At 69.7% G+C, this 14,546-nt stretch carries 11 protein-coding genes; 4 read left to right on the forward strand and 7 right to left on the reverse strand.

Annotated features, from left to right (window positions below; translation table 11 throughout):
* Positions 1-49: 49 nt before the first annotated feature.
* From C1704_RS13930 to C1704_RS13950, 5 genes are read right to left on the reverse strand one after another with little or no spacing between them, the layout of a single operon-like run.
* Entirely contained in the window at positions 50-970 is a 921-nt protein-coding gene (locus C1704_RS13930; protein ID WP_104303347.1) for an ABC transporter permease, read from the reverse strand.
* The gene (locus tag C1704_RS13935; RefSeq protein ID WP_104303348.1) at positions 971-2,059 is read right to left on the reverse strand and encodes an ABC transporter permease; all 1,089 of its coding nucleotides are present in this window, start codon (positions 2,057-2,059) and stop codon (positions 971-973) included.
* Positions 2,046-3,572 (reverse strand): ABC transporter ATP-binding protein, encoded by a 1,527-nt coding sequence (locus C1704_RS13940; protein WP_104303349.1) that lies wholly within the window; start codon positions 3,570-3,572, stop codon positions 2,046-2,048. The genes C1704_RS13935 and C1704_RS13940 overlap by 14 nt, the downstream gene beginning before the upstream one ends.
* A gap of 29 nt (positions 3,573-3,601) precedes the next feature.
* A complete protein-coding gene (guaD, locus tag C1704_RS13945) occupies positions 3,602-4,927 on the reverse strand; it encodes a guanine deaminase (protein ID WP_104303350.1) in 1,326 nt (441 codons plus the stop codon).
* The gene (locus C1704_RS13950; protein WP_104303351.1) at positions 4,924-5,877 is read right to left on the reverse strand and encodes a LysR family transcriptional regulator; all 954 of its coding nucleotides are present in this window, start codon (positions 5,875-5,877) and stop codon (positions 4,924-4,926) included. The genes guaD and C1704_RS13950 overlap by 4 nt, the downstream gene beginning before the upstream one ends.
* A gap of 71 nt (positions 5,878-5,948) precedes the next feature.
* Between C1704_RS13950 and xdhA the strand changes: the two genes are divergently transcribed.
* From xdhA to xdhC, 3 genes are read left to right on the forward strand one after another with little or no spacing between them, the layout of a single operon-like run.
* Positions 5,949-7,460: a xanthine dehydrogenase small subunit gene (gene xdhA / locus C1704_RS13955; protein ID WP_104303352.1), complete on the forward strand. Its 1,512-nt coding sequence runs from the start codon at positions 5,949-5,951 to the stop codon at positions 7,458-7,460.
* Positions 7,461-7,472: 12 nt separating this feature from the next.
* Positions 7,473-9,890 carry a xanthine dehydrogenase molybdopterin binding subunit gene (gene xdhB, locus C1704_RS13960; protein WP_104303353.1) on the forward strand — a complete coding sequence of 806 codons (2,418 nt, stop codon included), beginning with the start codon at positions 7,473-7,475 and terminating at the stop codon, positions 9,888-9,890.
* Positions 9,890-10,696 (forward strand): xanthine dehydrogenase accessory protein XdhC, encoded by an 807-nt coding sequence (gene xdhC, locus C1704_RS13965; RefSeq protein WP_104303354.1) that lies wholly within the window; start codon positions 9,890-9,892, stop codon positions 10,694-10,696. Before xdhB ends, xdhC begins: the two co-directional genes overlap by 1 nt.
* 7 nt (positions 10,697-10,703) lie before the next feature.
* On the opposite strand, the gene C1704_RS13970 is transcribed toward xdhC, so the two are convergent.
* A complete protein-coding gene (locus C1704_RS13970) occupies positions 10,704-11,474 on the reverse strand; it encodes a Crp/Fnr family transcriptional regulator (RefSeq protein WP_104303355.1) in 771 nt (256 codons plus the stop codon).
* Positions 11,475-11,672: 198 nt separating this feature from the next.
* Between C1704_RS13970 and C1704_RS13975 the strand changes: the two genes are divergently transcribed.
* Positions 11,673-12,215 carry a hemerythrin domain-containing protein gene (locus tag C1704_RS13975; protein WP_104303356.1) on the forward strand — a complete coding sequence of 181 codons (543 nt, stop codon included), beginning with the start codon at positions 11,673-11,675 and terminating at the stop codon, positions 12,213-12,215.
* Here C1704_RS13975 and C1704_RS13980 read toward each other — a convergent pair.
* On the reverse strand, positions 12,212-14,521 hold the full coding sequence (locus C1704_RS13980) for a PAS domain-containing hybrid sensor histidine kinase/response regulator (RefSeq protein WP_146076088.1): 2,310 nt from the start codon (positions 14,519-14,521) through the stop codon (positions 12,212-12,214). The two genes, C1704_RS13975 and C1704_RS13980, sit on opposite strands and share 4 nt — an antisense overlap.
* Positions 14,522-14,546 lie beyond the last annotated feature (25 nt).

Here is a 14,546-nt window from a genome sequence, read left to right on the forward strand (position 1 = left end):
GTCTCCGATGAGAGAGTGGCGGGGTGGTGAATGAACAATTATGAAGCCATCAACTGCCGGGGTAGAAGGGCTTGCCCAGCGACGCCGGCATGTTGACGCGGATGAAGGTCGGATTGCGCGAGATCAGCACCAGCACCACGATGGTGGCCAGGTAGGGCAGCATCGTGAGCAACTGGCTCGCGATCTGCACCCCCTGCCCCTGCAGGTGGAACTGGAGCATGGTCACGCCCCCGAACAGGTAAGCCCCAAGCAACACGCGTGCCGGGCGCCAGGTGGCGAAGGTGGTGAGCGCCAGCGCGATCCAGCCCTTGCCGGCGATCATGCCCTCCACCCACAGCGGGGTGTAGATGACCGAGATGTAGGCCCCCGCCAGGCCGCACAGGGCCCCGCCCGCCAGCACGGCCAGCAGGCGGATGCGGCGCACCGGATAGCCCAGCGCATGGGCCGACTCGGGCGACTCGCCCACGGCGCGCAGCACGAGGCCGGCGCGCGAGCGGTAGAGGAACCAGGCCAGCACCACCGTGAGCACGATGGCGATGTAGACCATGGGGTGGTGCTTGAAGAAGGCTGGCCCCACGAAAGGCAGGTCGGCCAGGCCCGGGATCTCGAAGCGCGGACGGTCACCGAGGCGTTCCTGGGTGTAGCGGATGCCCACGAAGGCCGAGAAGCCCACGCCGAAGAGGCTGAGCGCCAGGCCCGAGGCGTACTGGTTGGTGTTGAGCCAGATCACCAGCACCCCGAAGACCAGGGCCATGGTGGCGCCGGCACCGGCTCCCGCCGCAAAGGCCAGCCAGTCGTTGCCGGTGTGCACGCCGGTGGCAAAGCCGGCGATGGCGGCCACCAGCATCATGCCTTCGGCGCCGAGGTTGACGATCCCGGCACGCTCATTGATGAGCAGGCCCAGCGAGGCGATGGCCAGCACGGTACCGGCGTTCATCGTGGCGGCGATCAGGAGGGCGATGGGTTCCATTCAGGCCTCCTGCCTGGCGGTGGCGACCCTCGCACCGCGCTGCCAGCGGATGCGGTGGTGGATCAAGGTGTCGCAGGCCAGCAGCGCAAACAGCAGCAGGCCCTGGAAGACGCCGGTGATGGACTTGGGCAGGCCCATGCGCGACTGGGCGAGTTCACCGCCGATGTAGAACATGCTCATCAGGATGGCCGAGAACACGATGCCCACCGGGTTCAGCCGCCCCACGAAGGCCACGATGATGGCCGCAAAGCCGTAGCCCGAGGGCACGTGCGGCGTGAGCTGGCCCAGCGGGCCGGCTGCCTCCAGCGCCCCGGCCAGCCCGGCCATGCCGCCCGACACCAGCAGCGCCGTCCACAGCGCCTGGCGAGAGGAAAAGCCCGCATAGCGCGCCGCCATCGGGGCCAACCCGCCCACCTGCAGCTTCAGGCCCGCATAGGTGCGGAAGAGGAAGACCGTGAACACGGCCACCATGACGAGCGCAATGACCAGCCCGATATTGACCCGCAGGCCGGTGAACAGGCGCGGCACCTTGGTGGCGTCGGCGAAGGTGATGGTCTGCGGGAAGTTGAACCCCGCCGGGTCCTTCCAGGGCCCGTACACGAGGTAGCTCAGCAGCATGTCGGCCACATAGACCAGCATCAGGCTCACGAGGATCTCGTTCGCATTGAAGCCGTCTCGCAGCCCGGCCGTGATGGCCGCCCAGACCATGCCGCCCACCACACCGGCCAGCAGCACGATGACGAAGAACCAGCGCCCCGTCTCGGGCCCGGCCTGCATGGCCATGCCGCCGGCAAAGATCGCGCCCAGGATGAACTGGCCCTCGGCGCCGATGTTCCAGACGTTGGAGCGGAAACACACGGCCAGCCCCAGGGCGATGAGCACCAGGGGCACCGCCTTCATCGCCAGTTCGCTGAGCTGGTAGCCGCTCTTGAGCGGCTCCACGAAGAACATCTGCAGGCCGCGGACCGGGTCCTTGTCGAGAATGACAAACAGGCCGATGCCGATCAGCACGGTGATGGCCAGCGCCAGCAGGGGCGAGGCGACGGACATCGCCCGCGAGGGGTTGGCGCGCGCTTCAAGCTTGAGCATGGACGGCTCCGGTCGTCTGCGGCCACAGGCCACTCATCCACTCACCGATCTGTTCCACGGTTGCCTCGCGTGTGGGTACCGACGGCGAGAGCCGCCCCTGGGCGATCACCACAAGCCGGTCGCTGATCTCGAACAGTTCCTCCAGTTCCTCGCTCACGACCAGCAGTGCGCAGCCGGCATCGCGCAGGGCCAGCAGCTCACTGCGGATCTGCGCGGCGGCCCCCACGTCCACCCCCCAGGTGGGCTGGGCCACGATGAGCACCCGGGGGTTGGCGCTGATCTCGCGCCCGACGATGAACTTCTGCAGGTTGCCCCCCGACAGGCTCTTGGCCGCTGCGGCAGCCCCCCCGGCCTTGACCTGGAAGCGGCGGATGATCTCGTCGGTCATCTCGCGTACGCGGTGCATGTCGATCCAGCCGGTGGCGCGGTGCACGGCCTCGGTGCGGGTGAGCAGGGTGTTGAGTGCCAGCGACAGCGTGGGCACGGCCCCGCGGCCCAGGCGTTCCTCGGGCACGAAGTGCAGGCCCTCCTTGCGGCGCTGGCGCGCGCCATGGCGGGCGATGTCACGGCCGAAGAGGCGGATGCTGTCCCCCGGCGCACGCGTGTCCTCCCCCGACAGCGCGGCCAGCAGTTCCTGCTGACCGTTGCCCGAGACGCCAGCCACGCCGAGGATCTCGCCGGTTCGCAACTCGAAGGCAATGTCGCGCAGCACCGTGCCGAACGGGTGGAGCTTGGGCAGGCTCAGGCCCCGCACGGCCAGCGCCACCTCGCCGGCGCGGGCCTCGCGGTGCACCAGCTCCGGCGGGTCGGAGCCGATCATCAGGCGCGACAGGCTGGCGTTGCTTTCCTTGGTGGGATCGACCTCGCCCGTGACGCGCCCTCCCCGCAACACCGTGCAGTGATGGCACAGCGTGCGGATCTCATCGAGCTTGTGGCTGATGTAGAGGATGGAGCAGCCGGTGTCGGCCAGCTTGCGAAGCGTGACGAAGAGCTTGTCGACCGCCTGGGGCGTGAGCACCGACGTGGGCTCGTCGAGGATGAGCAGCTGCGGATTCGTCAGCAGCGCGCGCACGATCTCGACACGCTGGCGCTCACCCACGCTGAGCGTGTGCACCGGGCGCTGTGGCTCGACATCGAGCCCGTACTGCCCCGAGACTTCGCGGATGCGATCGCTCACCTGGGCCAGGCTCAAACGCTTGCCCAGGCCGAGCCAGACGTTCTCGGCCGCGGTGAGGGTGTCGAAGAGCGAGAAATGCTGGAACACCATGCTGATGCCCAGCTCACGCGCTTCGTGCGGATTGCGCACCACCACCGGCTGACCGTTCCAACGCATCTCCCCTTCATCGGGTCGCACCGCGCCGTAGATGATCTTCATCAGCGTGGACTTGCCCGCGCCGTTCTCGCCCAGCACGGCGTGGATTTCCCCGGGCTGCACCGTGAGGTGGATCCGGTCGTTGGCCTTGACGGCGGGGTACTGCTTGCTGATGCCCAGCAGTTCGAGGCGGGGGGGCATGAACGTCTCCGTCAGTGCGGGCAGCTTTGTCACGGCCCGGATTGTGCCTGCGCCAGCCGGCGGTGGGCACATTGCCCCGCCACCCAGGTCTCGCGCAGGTGACGTTCGTCGGCCAGGGTCATCCAGGCGAAGACCCGCTCATGCACGTCGCGTGCCACCGCCATGCGACGCTCGCCCACGATGCCCTGTGCCCAGTCCCACACGCACAGGTCGGCCATGCGCCCGGGCTCGAAGCTGCCGATCTCGGCGTCCAGGCCCAGGGCCTGGGCCGCGCCGCGAGTGGCCGTGTACAGCGCCTTCCAGGCGGTGAGCTTCTCGCCCAGCAGGGCCTGCACCTTGTAGGCCTCGGCCAGGGTGCGCGTCATCGACAGGCTGGTGCCCCCGCCCACGTCGCTGGCCACGCTCACCTGCGCCCCGACCGCTTCCAGGGCCCGCCAGCCGAAGAGCCCGCTGCCCAGGAAGAGGTTGGAGCTGGGGCTGTGAGCGATCTGCGCGCCCGTGTCGGCCAGCAATCGGCGGTCGGTGTCATCGAGCCAGATGCCGTGGGCCAGCACGGCGCGCTCGTTCAGCAGGCCGTGGCGGTGATAGACGTCGAGGTAGCTGCGCGCATCGGGAAAGAGCTGCCGCACCCAGGCCACCTCGGCGCGGTTCTCGGCCACATGGGTCTGCATGTACAGCCCCGGCACCTCGCGCAGGAAACGGCCGGCCATGTCCAGTTGCGCTTCGGTGCTGGTGGGGGCAAAACGCACCGTCATCGCATAGGCCAGGCGCCCGGTGCCGTGCCAGCGGGCGATCAGCTCGCGGCTGTCTCGTTCGGCGCTCTCGACGGTGTCCATCAGGCCCGGTGGCGCGTGGCGGTCCATCAGCACCTTGCCGGTGACGAGGCGCATGCCGCGTGCGTGCGCCGCGGCCAGCAAGGTGTCGGCGCTGACCTTGTGCACGGTGGGGAACACCACTGCAGCCGTGGTGCCGTGGGCCAGCAAGGCGTCGCAGAAGCGCTCGGCCCCGTCGTGGGCCTCGGCCGCATCGGCATAGCGCTGCTCGGCCGGAAAAGTGTAGGTGTTGAGCCAGTCGAGCAGCTCGGTGCCGAAGCTGGCGATCACGTCGAGCTGCGGGGCATGCACGTGCGTGTCGATGAAGCCCGGCAGGAGGAGATGGCCGCGATGATCGATGCGCTGCCAGTCGTCACCCGGCGGCTGATCGCCGGGCGCCGCACCCACGATGCGACCGGCGTCGATGAGCAGCCAATGGTCAGGCCGCCAGCGCACGGCCGCGCCGGCTTCGAGCGCCCAACCGGGGTCGGCGGTGAAGTCGAGCAGGTCGCCGCGCAGGGCGATGCGGGAGGGATGGGTCATGCCTGCACCAGCCCTCGCGCGACGTCGCGCACCTGTTCTCGCAGCCAGCGGTGGGCCGGCGCGGCGTGGGTGCGATCGTGCCAGAGCTGGTAGTAGATCATGGGCGGGAAGGCCACCGGGCAGCGCACGATGCGCAGCGGCAGTTGCCCCACATAGCGCTGGCAGAACTGGCGCCCGGTGGTGAGCACCAGCAGGCTGGAGGCCACCATCTGCGGGATGAGGCCGAAGTGAGCACTGCGCACGGCCACGCGACGCTCCAGGCCCAGCGCCTGGAGATGGCCGTCGATCACGCCCAGCGATTCGCGCCCGGTGTGCAGCGGCATGGGCGCCACGTGGTCGCAGTCGAGGTAGCGCTCCACCGTCCAGCCCCGGGCATTGCGCACGGCCGGGTGGTCGTGGCGCACGAGGCACACCACTTCGTCGGTGAGCAAGCGCCCCAGGTGCAGTTCCTCGGGCGGCTCCATCCAGTTGCCCACCACCAGGTCCACCTCGCCCAGCGCGAGGCTGCGTCGCACGTCGAAGGCGCCCGTGAGCGGCACCAGATCGAGCTGCATGCCCGGCGCCGCCTGACGCAGCTGGGCCACGAGCGCGGGCAGGAACAGCGGGTCGAGGTAGTCGCTCGCGGCCACACGCCACCGGCCCTCGGCGGTGGCCGCCTCGAAGCCCCGGTGGCGCTGGGGCAGGCCGAACAGGCGCTCGGCCTCGCGCAGCAGCGTGGCAGCGGGCTCCAGCAATTCCAGCGCGGCCGGCGTGGGCGACATGCCGTTGCCCGAGCGCACCAGCAACGCATCGCCCGTGAGTTCACGCAGGCGCCGGAGCTGGGCGCTCACGGCCGGCTGGGTCTGGCCCAGCCGCAGGGCCGCCCGGGAAACGCTGCGCTCGGAGATCACGGTGTGGAGGACGCGGATGAGATGGAGTTCGATGTTGTCGAACCCGGGCCGGGTTGCCATACGTTCATTCAGATAACCATCATGACCCAGACTGTATAGTCAAACCCGGCCAGAAGAGTACCTTCGTGCGCATGTCCACCCGTCCGATCCGCCTCCACCTCCACGGCCAGACGCTGAGCCTCGATGACGTCCCGGCCACGCGCACGGTGCTCCAGTTCCTGCGCGAGGACCGGCACTGCACCGGCACCAAGGAGGGCTGCGCCGAAGGCGACTGCGGCGCCTGCACCGTGATGGTTGGTGAACTGGCCGACCTCTCGACCCCCCCCGCGCCCGGCACCAGCCGTGTGGGCGGCCTGGACCTGCGCACTGTCAACGCCTGCATCCAGTTCCTGCCCACGCTGGACGGCAAGGCCTTGTTCACCGTCGAAGACCTCAAGCGTCTGGCGGGCGGCACGCTGCACCCGGTCCAGCAGGCCATGGTCGAATGCCATGGGTCTCAGTGCGGCTTCTGCACACCCGGCTTCGTGATGTCGCTGTGGCACACCTACGAGCGCAATGCTGCCGGCCCCTGCCCCAGCCGCCAGCAACTCGCCGACGACCTGTCGGGCAACCTGTGCCGCTGCACCGGCTACCGCCCGATCCTGGATGCCGGCCAGCGGATGTTCGAGTTGCCCGCCGTGCGCTTCGACACCGCTCCCATCGAGGCGGCGTTGCGCGCGCTGCAGGACGAGGCGTGCGCAAGCACGTCCGAACTCGCCACAGCAGGCGCCCGCTTCTTCGCGCCAAGCACGCTGGACGAACTGGCCCGGCTGCGCGTGGACCACCCCACCGCCCGCCTGCTCGCCGGTGCCACCGACGTGGGCCTGTGGGTGACCAAGCAGCACCGCGATCTGGGCGACGTGCTCTTCCTGGGCCGCGTGCGCGAACTGCAGGCCATCCATGAACGCAACGGCGAGCTGCACATCGGCGCCGGCGCCAGCCTGGAAGCCGCCTGGAGCGCGCTGGCCTCGCGCATTCCGGCGCTGACCGAGGTGTGGCTGCGCTTTGCCTCGCCCCCCATCCGCCACGCCGGCACCCTGGGCGGCAACATCGCCAACGGCTCGCCCATCGGCGATGGCGCCCCGGTGCTGATGGCCCTGGGCGCCCGCCTCGTGCTGCGCCAGGGCGGGCGCACCCGCGAGCTGCCGCTCGAGGGCTTCTACCTCGACTACATGAAGAACGCGCTCGCCCCGGGTGAGTTCATCCAGTCGCTCATCGTGCCGCTGCCCTCATCCACCTGGACGGTGCGGGCCGACAAGGTCAGCAAGCGCTACGACAGCGACATCTCCGCGGTCTGCCTCGGACTGGCGCTCGATCTGGATGGCGACCGCGTGCGGGAGGTGCGTCTGGCCTATGGCGGGCTGGCCGCCACGGTGCGCCGGGCCGCGCACGCCGAGGCCGCGCTGCGAGGCCGGCCCTGGAGCGAAGCGACGGTGCGCGCCGCGATGGGCGCGCTGGCCGATGACTTCCGGCCCCTCACCGACATGCGTGCCAGCGCCGGCTACCGTCTGCAGGTGGCGGGCAACCTGCTGCTGCGCGCCTGGCTCGCCCACGAGGGTGGCGCGCCGGTCAGCGTCTGGCGCGAAGCGCCACTGATGGCTTGAGGAGGCCCGATCATGAACCAGCGAGCCGACCTCGACACCCTGGGCACGCCCTCCCCCGTTCACCCCACGGCGCCAGGGCAGGATGCCCAGGCCGAGGCCCGCCGCGTGGCGCAGGGCCAGCGCGTGGGCGTGAGCCGGGCGCACGAATCGGCGCACCTGCATGTGGCCGGCGAAGCCACCTACACGGACGACATCCCGGAACTCGCCGGCACGCTGTATGCCGCGCTGGGCCTCTCGCGTGAGCCGCATGCGCGCATCACCACCCTGCAGCTGGAGGCCGTGCGCGCACAGCCTGGTGTGGTGGCCGTCTACACCGCCGCGGACATCCCGGGTGTGAACGACGTGGGCCCCATCGTGAAGGGCGACGATCCCATCCTGGCCGATGGCGTGGTGCACTACGTGGGCCAACCCGTCTTCCTCGTGATTGCCCGCTCGGTGGAGGCCGCCCGCCGTGCCGCCGCCCTGGCGCGCCAGCCCGAGGTCGTGGCCTATGAGCCCCTGCCCCCACTGCTGACGGCCATGGCCGCGCACGCCGCCGGCCGCTACGTGATCCCGCCCCTGCACCTGAAGCGCGAAAGCGCCCCCGGCGCCTTGCCGCGGGCGCTGGCCCGTGCGCCGCACCGGCTGCAGGGCCGCTTCGAGGTGGGCGGGCAGGAACAGTTCTACCTCGAAGGCCAGATCGCCTACGCCCGGCCGCTGGAAGACCGGGGCGTGCTGGTGCAATGCTCCACCCAGCACCCTACCGAGATGCAGCATGCGGTGGCCCATGCCCTGGGCCTGCACGCGCACCATGTGCGCGTGGAGTGTCGTCGCATGGGCGGCGGCTTCGGGGGCAAGGAATCGCAGTCGGCTCTGTTCGCCTGCCTGGCGGCGATGGCCGCGGTGAAGCTGGGCCGCGCCGTGAAGCTGCGCGTCGACCGCGACGACGATTTCCTCATCACCGGCCGCCGTCACGGCTTCCACTACGAGTACGACGTGGCCCATGACGACGAGGGCCGCGTGCTCGCCGCCGAGGTCACGATGGTGTCAAACGCCGGCTTCTCGGCCGACCTCTCCGGCCCGGTGATGACGCGGGCGCTGTGCCACTTCGACAACGCCTACTGGCTGCACGAGGTGGCCGTGCACGGCTATGCGGCGCGCACCAACACGCAGAGCAACACGGCCTTCCGCGGCTTTGGTGGGCCCCAGGGGGCCATCGCGATCGAGCAGATCCTGGATTCCATCGCCCGCCGCCTGGGGCGTGATCCGCTGGACGTGCGCCGGCTGAACTTCTACGCCCCCGAGGGCCAGACCACCCCCTACGGCCAGCGGGTGGACGACAACCTGCTGCACGACCTGGTGGCACGGCTGGAGCAGCGCAGCGAGTACCGGGCCCGCCGCGAAGCCGTGGCGGCCTTCAACGCGCGCAACCCGGTGCTGAAGAAGGGCCTGGCGCTCACGCCGGTGAAGTTCGGCATCTCGTTCAACGTGCCCCACCTCAACCAGGCCGGCGCGCTGGTGCACGTGTACAACGATGGCTCCATCCTGGTGAACCACGGTGGCACGGAAATGGGCCAGGGCCTGAACACCAAGGTGGCCCAGGTGGTGGCCCATGAGCTGGGCGTGCATTTCGAGCGGGTGCGCTGCAGTGCCACCGACACCGACAAGGTGGCCAATACCTCGGCCACAGCCGCCTCCACCGGCAGCGACCTCAACGGCAAGGCGGCCCAGGACGCCGCGCGCCAGATCCGAGAGCGGCTCGCCGCCTTTGCCGCCCGCAGGTTCGAGGTTGACGTGGGCGCCGTCCGCTTCGCGAACGATGAAGTGCAGATCGGTTCGACCACCCTGCCCTTCGCCGAACTGGTGGCCGCCGCCTACGTGGCCCGCGTGCAGCTCTGGAGCGACGGCTTCTACGCCACGCCCAAGATCCACTGGGACCCGAAGACGCTCACCGGCCACCCCTTCTACTACTTCGCCTACGGTGCGGCCGTGGCCGAGGTGGTGGTGGACACGCTCACCGGCGAGGCGCGCACGCTGCGCGCCGATGTGCTCTACGACGCTGGGCGCTCGCTCAACCCGGCCGTGGACATCGGCCAGGTGGAAGGCGCCTTCATCCAGGGCATGGGCTGGCTCACGATGGAGGAGCTCTGGTGGCATCCCACCAGCGGCCGGCTGATGACGCACGCGCCCAGCACCTACAAGATTCCCACGGCCAACGATGTGCCGCCGGTGTTCAATGTGCAGCTCTTCGACGCCGACAACCGCGAGGACAGCATCCACCGCTCCAAGGCGGTGGGCGAGCCGCCGCTGCTGCTGCCGTTTTCGGTGTTCTTCGCGATCCGCGACGCCATCTCGGCCGTGGGCCACCATCGGGTGGACCCGCCCTTGCGCGCCCCGGCCACGGCAGAGGCCATCCTCACGGCCATCGAGGCCGTGCGCGGGGCGGCCTGATGCTGCGTCAATCAGCCCGCGCCTGGCTGGACCAGGGCCTGCCGTCGATCGTGGTGGAGGTCCTCCAGACCCAGGGCTCGGTGCCGCGCGAGGCCGGCACACGCATGCTCGTCACGGCGGACCAGGTGGCGGGCACCATCGGCGGTGGCCACCTGGAGTTCGAGGCCATCCGGCTGGCCCGCGAGGCCCTCGGGCGCGGGCCGCTCGACCCGTTCACGCAGCGCTTCCCGCTCGGTCCCCGCCTCGGGCAGTGCTGCGGGGGCGTCGTGACCTTGGGGTTCGCCACGCTGGACGAAGGGCAATGGTCGCGGTGGCCCGAGGCGACCCCACGCTTCCACCTGCAGCTCTACGGTGCCGGCCACGTGGGGCAGGCGCTGGTGCGCCTGCTGGCGACCCTGCCATGCCGCGTGCAGTGGATCGACGAGCGTGAAGACTGCTTCCCCACCCAGTGGCCGAGTGGATGGCCCCCTCAGGTCGAGCGGCTCTGTGTGGACAGCGTGGAAGCCGAGGTGGACCGCGCGCCGGCGGGAGCCTGCTACCTGGTCATGACCCACCAGCACGACCTGGACCTGCGCATCACCGAGGCCATCGTGCGGCGCGGCGACTTTCGCTACTTCGGGCTGATCGGCTCGAAGACCAAACGCGCCCGCTTCGAGCACCGCCTGCTCGAACGGGGGCTGGACGCCGCCACCATCGCCCGCATCACCTGCCCCATCGGCGTGTCAGGCATCACGGGCAAGGAGCCGGAGGTCATTGCGATGGCCGTCGCGGCCGAACTGCTCCAGGCAACCTCGGACCCCACCTGAGCCGCGCTCAGGCCGCGGCGCGCGAACCCACCGGCGCGCCGGCTGCACGGCGCAGTGCATCGACATCGAGCACCTTGACCGTATAGCCCGCCACGTCGATCACCTGGCGCTCGCGCAGCTGACGCAGCACCCGCGAGAAGGTCTCTGGCGTGACGGCCAGCTGGGATGCAATGGCACGCTTGCGCTCGCGCAGGGCCACCAGTGCCGTCTTGCTGCCATCGCTGCCGGGCTTGACCTCGGCATGTTCAAGCAGCCACGTCGCGCAACGTGCCTCGGCGTCCTTGAGCATCAGGCCCAGGGTGCCCTCGGTGAGACAACGCACCCGGGCCGCCAGCAGGCGGATCAGGGCATCGGCCAGGCTGGGGTGGTCCACGCAGCAGTCCCGCACGGCCTCGACATCGAACGCCCACAGGAGCACCGGCCCCTGGGTGACGGCGTCTTCCAACGGCCGCCCGTCGAGCCAGGCGCTGGCCGCATCGAGCCACTGCCCCGGTTCCACGAGCCGCGTCTGCTGGGCCAGGCGTCCTTCGCGCAGGGTGCCCAGGGCCACCTGCCCCGAGACCACCAGCCACAGCGCGAGGGCCGGTTCCTCCCGATGAAAGACCACGCGCCCGCCATCCAGGGCATGCTCGCGTGCCAGCTGAGCCAGAGCCTGGGCCGCCTCGCGGGTGATGCGGGCCGGGGCCAGCGACGCCTGCAGCAGCGCTGCGCGGGCATCCAGCGGAATGCCCCGCCCATTCAGCGCTGCACCGGTGGGGTGTCCTCGGAATCTGTCCATGAGCCTGTTCATCGGTTGCTCCACCCATTGGGAGATCGTGTGCCCCGACTCTCTCAGCTTGGGTTCAAGACGGTATTGCGTTGGCTCAAGAAAGCGGGGCTGCGCCGCCCCCGACGTCCGGGGCCCCGGGCAAAAACCCCGCCGTCCGGCTTGATCTGGCGCAAGACAGCGGCGCGCCCAACGCGCACAATCTTCCCCATGTTGCCGGGTTTCAGTTCCCCCGCCGTGGGTTTCGACCAGCCTTTCGAGATGCTGGAAGCCTGTCACGAGCGGGTGCAGCGCAGCGTCGATCTGCTCACGAGGCTGGCCGAGCACCTGCACACCGTGGGCCACGACGCCTCGGCCCAGCAGGCCGCAGCCGATGTGCTGCGTTATTTCGATGTGGCAGCCCCGCACCACCATGAAGACGAGGAGCGCCACGTCTTCCCGCCTCTGCTGGCCCTGCCCCAGGATGAGGCCCATGCGGCCGTGCATGCGGCCGTGCGCCAGCTCCAGCAGGATCACCTCCTGATGCATCGGCTGTGGCAGTCGTTGCGAGGCGCCCTGGCGCGCATCGCGAGTGGCCAGGAAGCCGACTTCTCTCACGACGATCTGACGGTGCTGCACCGGTTCACCGGCCTGTACGCGAGCCACATCGAACTGGAGGAATCGGTGATCTATCCCGCATCCCGCGCCCTGCTGGATGCGACAGGCCTCGCGGCCATGGGTGAAGAGATGGCCAGGCGCCGTCGCGCGCCCTAGCGCCGCGAGATACTGAAGGCCGGCAACAGCCGGGCGCTGGCCACCAGACGCAGCAGGCTGTGCAGCCGCTCCTGGTCCACCGGCTTGGTGAGGTAGTCGTCCATGCCGGCGTCCATGCAGCGGGCGCGGTCCATGGGCATCGCGTGCGCCGTGAGTGCCACGATGGGGCAGCGCCACCCATACTGGGCCTGCAAGGCCCGGATGCGATGGGTGAGTTCGATGCCGCTCATGCCCGGAATCTGCAGGTCGAGGAAGATGAGGTCGAATTCCTCGGATTCGCAGCGCGAGAGAGCCTCTTCCGCGGTCACGGCGCCGCTGACACGGTGCCCCGAGGCACGGATCATGCGGCTGGCAATGAAACGATTGACGGCGTGGTCGTCCACGAGCAGCACGTGCAGGCCATGCTCGTCGCCCTCGGCGGGCGCCTCCTCGGCGTCTGCGTCCAGGCCCGCCAGGCCCAGGTAGGCCGTCGATTCGAAGCGAGAACGCGCCTTGTCGCGCGACACGTTGGTCGTGCCGGCGGCCGCCTCGGTGAGGCTGGGTTCGCCCCGTCCTCCATCGGCTGCGGCTCCCAGCAGCAGCAGAGGCACGGTGAGGTGGAAGCGGCTGCCCACGCCCACCTCGCTCTCGGCCCACAGCTGCCCGCCCAGGGCCTGGGCCAGGCGGCGTGAGATGGTCAGGCCCAGCCCCGTGCCGCCGTACTCGCGTGTGGTGGAGTTATCGGCCTGGGTGAAGGACTCGAAGATGCGGTCGAGCTTGTCCGGTGCGATGCCCACCCCCGTGTCAGCCACGCACAGATGCAGCACCGCCGCGCTCCCGCGGCCCTCGGGCCACGCCGTGAGATCCACCCGCCCCTGGCGCGTGAACTTGATCGCATTGCCCACGAGGTTGACAAGGATCTGCCGCAAGCGCAGCGGGTCGCTCACGAGCTGGGCCGGCACATCGGGCGCCACAGTGCACTGCAGAACCAGTTGTTTCTCCCGCGCACGCGGCTCCAGCGGTGCCAGGGCCTCGTGGAGCAAGCTGCGCAGGTCGAAGCCGAGCTGCTCGACGCTCAGGCGGCCCGCCTCGATGCGCGAAAGGTCCAGGATGTCGTTGAGGATGTTCAGTAGCGAGGTCGATGAAGACTTCACCAGGGAAAGATAGCGCCGCTGGGTGTCGTCCAGGGCCGTGTCCAGCGTGAGATCCACCAGGCCCATGATGCCGTTCATCGGCGTGCGGATCTCGTGGCTCATGTTGGCCAGGAACTCGCTCTTGGCGCGGCTGGCCGCCTCGGCCGCGGCCTTGGCGTCACGAAGGGCCACCTCCACCTGCTTGTGCTGCGTGATGTCGGTGATGACGCCCAGAATCCCCCCCACATGGCCCTGCGCACCGGTGAACAGCGTGCGGCTGTGGATCAGCTCGCGCTGCTCGCCCGACGACGACCTGAGCTGCGTCTCGAAGGTCTGGACCCCTCCGGTGGCGAACAGATGCTGATCGTGTGACTCTTCCGTCGCCCCTTCGGTCCCCAGCACCTCGCTGGCCATGCGGCCCAGGAAGTCCTCGCGGCGCAGGCCGAACAGATCCTCGCAGGCGCGGTTGCAGCCGATGTAGCGGCCCAGGGCGTCCTTGAAGTAGATCGGGTTGGGAATGATCTCGACCAGTTCCTCGATGAAGCGCAGCTGGTGCAGCACCTCCTCCTCGGCCTGCCGCTGCTGGGTCACGTCGCTGTGGGTGCCCACCATGCGCAATGGCTGGCCCTGTGCACCGCGCTCGATCACCTTGCCACGGGAGCGCACCCAGCGCCACTGGCCGTCGCGCGAACGCACGCGGAACTCGCCCTGGTAGCGCGCCGTCTCGCCGCGCAGGTGGGCCTCGAGCAGGACACGGGCCTCCTCCCGATCGTCGGTGTGCATGTGCTCGCGCCACAGCGCGAGCGTCATCTCGATTTCACCGGGCGCATACCCCAGGATCTCGAGCAGGCGCGGGCTGAAATAGGCCTCGCCATTCGCTACGTCCCAGTCCCAGAAGGCATCGTTGACGCTGTCCATCGCCAGGCGCAGGCGCTCGGCGTCTCGCTGTTCGATGCGCGCATCGGTCAGGGACGCTTCCAGCTCGGCCTGCGTCACCGCCACGGCCTCGATCCAGCGCTGCAGCTTGACCACCGCCTCGGCGCGACCGGCCGGTTCGGCAAGAACGAGCGCGCGCAGCCAGGCGGCCAGCTCTTGGGGCTGGCTCACGCCCAGGTGGGCCGCCATCAGGCGCGTCAGGGACGACCCCCAGTTCATGCGGGCAGGCTCGGTGGGGTGAATGCGTTCAAGCAGCACGGAAGGGCCATTGTGCCCCGGTACC

This window comes from Caldimonas caldifontis (genome assembly GCF_002930615.1).
In the GTDB taxonomy this organism is placed as follows: domain Bacteria; phylum Pseudomonadota; class Gammaproteobacteria; order Burkholderiales; family Burkholderiaceae_C; genus Caldimonas; species Caldimonas caldifontis.

Excerpts from the sequence above, each read along its gene's own strand:
- C1704_RS13930 (WP_104303347.1), bottom strand. The coding sequence starts at position 970 with ATGGAACCCATCGCCCTCCTGATCGCCGCCACGATGAACGCCGGTACC.
- C1704_RS13935 (WP_104303348.1), bottom strand. The coding sequence starts at position 2,059 with ATGCTCAAGCTTGAAGCGCGCGCCAACCCCTCGCGGGCGATGTCCGTC.
- C1704_RS13940 (WP_104303349.1), bottom strand. The coding sequence starts at position 3,572 with ATGCCCCCCCGCCTCGAACTGCTGGGCATCAGCAAGCAGTACCCCGCC.
- guaD (WP_104303350.1), bottom strand. The coding sequence starts at position 4,927 with ATGACCCATCCCTCCCGCATCGCCCTGCGCGGCGACCTGCTCGACTTC.
- C1704_RS13950 (WP_104303351.1), bottom strand. The coding sequence starts at position 5,877 with ATGGCAACCCGGCCCGGGTTCGACAACATCGAACTCCATCTCATCCGC.
- xdhA (WP_104303352.1), top strand. The coding sequence starts at position 5,949 with ATGTCCACCCGTCCGATCCGCCTCCACCTCCACGGCCAGACGCTGAGC.
- xdhB (WP_104303353.1), top strand. The coding sequence starts at position 7,473 with ATGAACCAGCGAGCCGACCTCGACACCCTGGGCACGCCCTCCCCCGTT.
- xdhC (WP_104303354.1), top strand. The coding sequence starts at position 9,890 with ATGCTGCGTCAATCAGCCCGCGCCTGGCTGGACCAGGGCCTGCCGTCG.
- C1704_RS13970 (WP_104303355.1), bottom strand. The coding sequence starts at position 11,474 with ATGGACAGATTCCGAGGACACCCCACCGGTGCAGCGCTGAATGGGCGG.
- C1704_RS13975 (WP_104303356.1), top strand. The coding sequence starts at position 11,673 with ATGTTGCCGGGTTTCAGTTCCCCCGCCGTGGGTTTCGACCAGCCTTTC.